This is a genomic window from Nitrososphaera sp. AFS (assembly GCF_009898475.1).
Taxonomy (GTDB): domain Archaea; phylum Thermoproteota; class Nitrososphaeria; order Nitrososphaerales; family Nitrososphaeraceae; genus Nitrosopolaris.
In genome coordinates this window covers 3,049-8,405 of sequence record NZ_QURE01000141.1, presented here as the reverse complement: position 1 = coordinate 8,405, position 5,357 = coordinate 3,049, and the positions used below count along the sequence as shown (strand labels likewise).

Here is a 5,357-nt window from a genome sequence, read left to right as displayed (position 1 = left end):
ATCATCTCCAGCACCACCCCTTTTTTATATTGATATGATAATTAACGTTGAGATCATACCATCCCTCTTTCACGATATTAGACAAATGTGGCTAGACTTTGGTAGTAAACGACGAGGTAATTGGCCATATCTGTTCTATTGAATAAGTCACCAAATGAAGCAAAATATTTTCCAACAGTTGTCAAATCAGACTAACTAGATCACTTAATGTACACCAAACCAGTTCAATCAGAGATATGGATTTGTGGAAGTTGTGACCAACAAGCCAAACAAGAGAGCATATTTTAATGTCTTATGAATAGCAATACTATCCTGCTTGATTTGCTTGACTGAGCTTAGAGATAACTTTTGAATCATTCATTTAAGATTTGCAATCATTATGTAATATTCCCTATCTATCTAGCTATGGTTTTGCCTCATATACTATGTTAAATGGTGTCTGAGCAGCACGCTTAAAATACTTAAACCCACCAGCCTTGACTACTTTTGATATACCTGCTTCTCCTGCTTGTGCTCCCAGAGCCGGACCATTCTGACTCAGTGATGTCGGTATACAGACCATGGTTGAAGCAGCATATAACAAACGACCTACAGGATTTAGATTATCTTCTAGTTTATCATTTGCAAATGGCTCTACTATCATTACAGTTCCATCGGGTTTGGTGAGTGTGGATAGCGCATGTGCAGCCGCTCCTTGTGGGTCCTCCATATCATGTAAGCAATCAAAGAACGTTATCAGATCATATCCTACTCCTCCTTCTTTTCTTTCTGTCTCTTCTTCTTGCTGAGGTGATGGAAAATTAGTAGAAGATGCTACTTCAAATTGTATCCTATCTTCACCTAAACCTTCTTCTTTTGCCTTCTTTCGTGCATATTCTATCGATGCAGTATGATTATCAAATCCATAAAATTTAGAATTTGGATAAGCCTTTGCCATAAGTATAGTTGAAATTCCATGACCACATCCAATGTCAGCAACCTTTAGACCTTTTTGCTTAAGTCTCTGTTCAACTTTGTTATTATCAAGAGCAGGAATCCATGAGCTAACAAGATTAGCAGTGTATAATGGTTTGAAGAATCTTTCCGTTCCTTGGTAAAGGTCTTTATCATGATCTCCCCATGCAATACCTTTACCTGTCTTGAATATATCTAAGAACTTTGCCTCATCTCTACAAAGAGACATCATTACTTGAAAGCCTCCTGCAACATATGTAGGACTATCTTCATTAACCAGTGCTTGCGCGTGTTCAGATGGAAGAACATATTTCTGAGATGATGCATCATAAGTTAGATATCCACCTGCAGCTTGATTAGCAAGCCATTCTCTTATGTAGCGTTCTGAGGTTCCAGAAAAGCTAGCAAGTTCCTCTGAACTAATTGGTTTTCCAAAATCATGCATAGCTTTGTACAATCCAAGTTTGTCTCCTATGTACGCTAAAATAAGGCTTGCAGCTCCTCCGAAATCAGATAGTACCTTTTCCATGAACTGCTGAACCTTTTCTTCACTACCTATTGTCGATTGTGATGATGTCATATCTTTACCATGCTAATCCATGACTGGCTTTTTATACATAATCTTTTCCACTACGAAGAGTCCCTAAACTGAGGAGGCGTAACCAGTTTAGTAAACCTATTGTTAGGATTTGCTATGTTTCAAGTTCTCCATTGCCTTAGAGTCTCGTCTACAGTAGAACGATAAGATTGAAGTGGTGTAACATTGGAAATTGGAAATTTGCCAGTATACTACCAACTTCTTCATGAGAAGCTGCATCAATTATAACTACTCCCCTTCTCTGACCAGCAAATACACCACCCATCTTTTTGTCGTCTACCATTTTTGAAAGAGTTTCAAGACTTGGGCGAACCATCTGTTCCCAAAGTTTCGTGAAATCTTCTGCAGACACAGTAGGATCATCTATCCATTCTCCAGTTGCTAGATAAAGCATTACTTATTTCACTTAGAATCGGAGTCTTCTGAAGTGGAAGGAACTATTCGGTAAATGGTTCCTCCAGTATAGGAAAGAACATACAAATATCCATCTCCTGGTCCTACTTGTAAGTCAGTAATGCCACCAAAACCAGTTGCAAATTCTGCTTGTTGACTATCTTTAGTGGTATATGCTACATTGTTTCCTAGTGATCCGCCTAAGAGTAATCCATCTCTTTGTTGGTTTAATTTGAAGTGATAAATATTGCCATTATCTATATCGGATACGAAAATATCGTTCTCATACTGTTCTCCTAATTTGTCTGAGTTGAAGAATTTGATCGCAGTAGGACCTATGGTCTTATTCCATGTGAATTGAGGAACATGATAAATTCCTCTTCCTCCAAAATTTACTAAACTATTAGATTGAAGTGGTGCTACTGGACCCATAGCATCTAGGTGTTCCCTTGTCCATATCCCCTGTACTTGTTCCCATCCACTATTGAATCCTGGAATAACTAAATTTATTTCATCTCCGAAATCTGGTCCGTTTTCTGTATCCCACAAGTTACCAGTTATAGGATCAAAATCAAGACCGAAACTATTACGTATGCCATATGCATAATATAGGTTGGATGGATATGTGTTGTTGCCTAAAGGCGGGTTTGGTACAGGTTGACCATCCTGAGTCACTCTAAGTATTCCACCAGTGCCATCTAGTCCTGGCCCTCTATTTACATTCTGAGCTTGTCCTTGATGTGATCCAACTTGTCCTATTACAAAATAAACATCATTGTCAGGACCCACTCGTATTGTACCACCGTTATCATTTGTTTCAGGAGATAAGGGTTTTCTAGGAATCGCAGGTAGGGTTACTAGCAACTTGGGATTTATTAGCTTGTCATGATCGTAGTCTAATTCATATCTGTAGACTCTGTTGCCCACCGGTTGAATCCCAGCCCTGTCATCACCTGTTTTTCCTCCTGACTCAGTATAATACAAAAAGATGTAGGTAGGTCCGTCTTCATGTTTTGAAATAGCAATTCCCAACATACCTCTATCTACTTTGGTTGCAACGGGTACCTCTAAAAGCGGTTCAGAAACCATTTTGCCATCAATAATTCTTTGGACTATTCCTTCATCTTTCTCTAACACTAAAATATCATCAGGACCCACAAATGCCATACTTGTTGGAGCATCAAGACCTTTGAATACTGTCTCAATCTTAAGATGAGGGTCATTGAGTATTATTGGTCCTGCCAATGTAGGAGGTGCGACAGTATGAGGTTTAGCAAATGCTGTAGATATAGCTATAATAGCAGGAGTAACATAATGATAATGATAATATTTATTCGATAGCAAAGAAGACAACAACAAAATGGCTACAAGACTAGCTATGAGTGGCAGCAGTTTATGTGTACCAGTCAAAGATATGGACAATTTAATTGTGCCTTGATCTTGTCTATGAGATAAGAACTGAGATTATTTGAAACTTTAGCTGATTATAATATCGTAAATTTTCATATATGAATTATCAAGCTGAATTATATATAGACAAATTTCAGATAGATATCAGGCGTTAAAATTCCAATGCATGAATGTGTCCATTATAGACAGTATTCATTGTAATAGTAATCTACGCTACGTACTGGGACAAGGTATACAACATATTTGCAATGATGATTTTCAGTAAAGTTATTGAGTTTACCTTAGCGAATGTTGAAACTATCTAATATACATAAGATTTGTGGCTTGATTATATCTCAAGTCAGACATCGGTATAACATCAAACCCATTATCGTGAAGATATTACTTATGAACTTGAATGTTTTTTGCCACTGACTAGAGACAAAACATGAGTGGGTAAAAGGCTATTGAATAATGAACAAATCAATAAGAATAAAATTGTAAAAAGGACACATTTGGAATCTATCTTGTCTGTCATAGTCATTTCCTCTCATTTATATTGGCATATTTGCAAATAAATTGATTTAGTACCACTAAATATACTATTCTTTTATAGTATCTTGTTTGCCTCGTTGTAATAGGTAGTCTGTATTTACGATCAAGAAACTGGTGAAGTGTGACGTTAAAACCGAGCTGTGATGTATCTGTAGTGGATATATTTATAACTATTTAGGCCTGTGCGTTTGGAGTACTGAACACTTACTCATCATTATATTAGGTTTAATCCAACAAATTACCCTGAAGGATTATCACAACCAAGCTTAGTGGTATTGCATATGTTGTTAAATCCATCGTGGTACCCTTGCGTATATCCATTACAATAATTCTGTGAATGTCCATCACATAAATCCAAATCGGGATCATACACATCTATATGTCCGTCGCGTAGTCCAAGTGTATATCCTTTTTCGTATCCTATTTGATAACATTCAATAGCAGAACAATTTTTGGGATCTTCTAACGCTACAGCTCCTGCTCTATGGACTAATATGGAAAATGAGAGTAGTAATAAAGGTATGGTGACGTAAAGTACTAAATAACCGATTCCTCGCCTTGCATGAATTCTACTCATAGAAATATACGTCAAATATCATCAATAAGTAACTATTGTCCCTATGTAAAGATTTCAAAACAAAATGCTAAATCAAAGTCCAAATAATGTAAAAAAAAATGTATATGGATGATTATAGAGCTTAGATCTTAGTATATTGTTCTACAATACAATTAATCATCAATTTTATAAGGTTGGATAATTAATCGAGCTAATGTATTGAACGTTCACGATGAATATATGGATGTAAATCTAAATACAAAATATAGATAATACACTACTAAAATGAAATTCCTTGATCGTACTTCAAAATCGATTTCTTAAAGAAAGTCTAGATATCAATAGGTACAGATATCTTTCGCAACTACTATAATTAGTGTTCTTCATCTTATTATGGAAAATGAAAGCATTGACAGTGGGGACGATCTTGGTATTACTTATGAGTGCAGGAGTGCAGACTACTCTATATATACAATTTGCATTTGCAGCTGATTCTAATGGTATTATAAGTGCAAATAATAATGTAGTCCAACCAGGATATTTACTTACTGTCTATGTTCCCTCTCATCCATTCGGAACTTCTACTGTAGGCATTTCTATAACTACAGAGGATGGGTACACAGATCAAGCGAACATACCCACTGCAGGTAACCCGTCATGGACATTCAATATTCCTCCTAATCAGGGAAATTCCGTCCAAGTGTGTGTGAATTCCGGTGCTCTCTCTCAAGAAAATTGTCATACGTATAAAGTATCTGGTGCAAATATGACTGTAGCCCTAGCAGCAGTTTCTGGTACTAATAGCAATACCATCGAAATTAGCAATAGTACTAGTGGTACTAACGGTTCTAACAACAGCAATAACAAGAGCAATCACCAAGAAAATAATCATCACACTAACAACCAAGAAAA

4 protein-coding genes and 1 pseudogene are annotated in these 5,357 nt (G+C 36.5%); 1 reads left to right on the top strand and 4 read right to left on the bottom strand.

The genetic code is table 11. The features are described from left to right. Positions 1–403: 403 nt before the first annotated feature. From DYY65_RS11615 to DYY65_RS11600, 4 genes are all read right to left on the bottom strand, one after another. Complete coding sequence (locus DYY65_RS11615; RefSeq protein WP_162478121.1) at positions 404–1,534, bottom strand: class I SAM-dependent methyltransferase; 1,131 nt, start codon at positions 1,532–1,534, stop codon at positions 404–406. A 148-nt stretch (positions 1,535–1,682) separates the two neighbouring features. Continuing rightward, a complete protein-coding gene (locus DYY65_RS11610; RefSeq protein WP_162478120.1) occupies positions 1,683–1,946 on the bottom strand; it encodes a hypothetical protein in 264 nt (87 codons plus the stop codon). Between the two features lie 8 nt (positions 1,947–1,954). Beyond that, positions 1,955–3,355: a PQQ-dependent sugar dehydrogenase gene (locus tag DYY65_RS11605; protein ID WP_162478119.1), complete on the bottom strand. Its 1,401-nt coding sequence runs from the start codon at positions 3,353–3,355 to the stop codon at positions 1,955–1,957. 772 nt (positions 3,356–4,127) lie between these two features. Next, the gene (locus DYY65_RS11600; protein ID WP_162478118.1) at positions 4,128–4,466 is read right to left on the bottom strand and encodes a hypothetical protein; all 339 of its coding nucleotides are present in this window, start codon (positions 4,464–4,466) and stop codon (positions 4,128–4,130) included. 379 nt (positions 4,467–4,845) lie between these two features. On the opposite strand from DYY65_RS11600, the pseudogene DYY65_RS11595 reads away from it, so the two are divergent. Beyond that, a pseudogene (locus DYY65_RS11595) lies at positions 4,846–5,357 on the top strand (hypothetical protein); the annotation flags it as partial.